The organism is Sphingobacterium cavernae (assembly GCF_008520265.1).
GTDB lineage: Bacteria > Bacteroidota > Bacteroidia > Sphingobacteriales > Sphingobacteriaceae > Sphingobacterium > Sphingobacterium cavernae.
Window position 1 is genome coordinate 1 of record NZ_VIQM01000112.1, and the last position, 1381, is coordinate 1381.

The following is a 1381-nucleotide window of genomic DNA, read 5'->3' on the forward strand; positions in this document are numbered from 1 at the left end:
CCATAGTTTTCTTTGTGATAAGAACTGGATAATACACCCCCTTCGCTCCATCTCCATTACAGAGACTTCATCACTACTACGAGATGTTCCGCCCGTGTGCTTCGCATCGGTACTTTTGCTCTTGTGGGGCTACCACTTGAGGGTTTCCCTTAACATCGAAACGACACGTTCTCACGTTCCGCCTAAATACCTATAATAGCTTCACGCCATCTTTACGCCGGATATCACGGAAGCAGTAATCAGGTTTCCCTTCCGTTTGTCCCAGAGCAAGGTCAAGACCCTGGTTTCGATATCATCTATTCAGCTTTCGACGCTTCATCGATGGTTCACTTTCGTTCGTCTCTCTATTACATACCTGACATCTTTAATTATGCCTTTTCCTTTATCGCTTCTCACCAGATCTCTTTAACCCAGCAACATAAAGGTGGTTTGAAGCCTGCGCCTGAACGTCGACTTCGAGGGGCCTACCCTCATCATTCAAACAGCACCAAAGCAATATCATGCTTTGTTCGTGACACACTGTCCTCTGCTGACTTCTGACTAAAGCATACTAGCATTATTATTCTGCTAGATGTTTCTTCGCGGGCATTCGCCTATACCTTTGACAGAGTTTAGTCAGATCTCCCCAGGTAAGAACAATAACTTTCACCTCATATATCCGCTACATTTACCATAGTGTTTCCGTACAGTTTAGGGCTTAGGCTTGTGTTGCAGCCTCACCCAACACTTGCGGCCTTGTATGTAGTTTCTGTTCGTCGGACCGAGGTTTTGCCTCAGACTTCCTTCAGATTCCACCTCGCGGTGGACAACCTTGTCATAAGCTAACACTTCCCACCGTAAAGGCGTGTTCGGGACTTACACCCTAGAGTTATTGCCCATGCTGGGCACACAACAAAAAAGTCAACCCTAATGGATTGACTTTAATATTGTGTTCTACACAACAATTACGCAGTTACTTCCTGTTGTAATCCTTGTTTGTAGATCGCTTTCTTAACTTGAATTCGACGAGTTACAGACTTCTTCTCGAATGCTTGACGAGAACGCAATTCACGTAAAACCCCAGTCTTCTCAAATTTCTTTTTGAAGCGTTTTAATGCTCTATCTAGAGATTCTCCTTCTTTAACATTTACGATAATCATAGTTCCTGTATACCTCCTTTCGTTTTGAAAAATTCTTTGTGGTGCAAAGGTAGAAATAAAAGTGGATTCTGCAAACCTTTAACTCAAATAATCAACTTTAATTCCTATTATAGATATGTGAACTACCCATTTGCTAAAGACAAATGGGCTTCGGGCTTCACAGACTTGTGCTTTGTTGCCAAAGTCTTATTTGAGTCTCCGCCCGTGTAATCGCCAGTTCCTGACGATATTATTTTTAATCC

1 protein-coding gene is annotated in these 1381 nt (G+C 42.9%); it reads right to left on the reverse strand.

Going from position 1 to position 1381, the window contains the following annotated elements; genetic code table 11:
• Positions 1-944: 944 nt before the first annotated feature.
• On the reverse strand, positions 945-1139 hold the full coding sequence (rpsU, locus tag FLS47_RS17600; protein ID WP_149915634.1) for a 30S ribosomal protein S21: 195 nt from the start codon (positions 1137-1139) through the stop codon (positions 945-947).
• Positions 1140-1381: the final 242 nt, after the last annotated feature.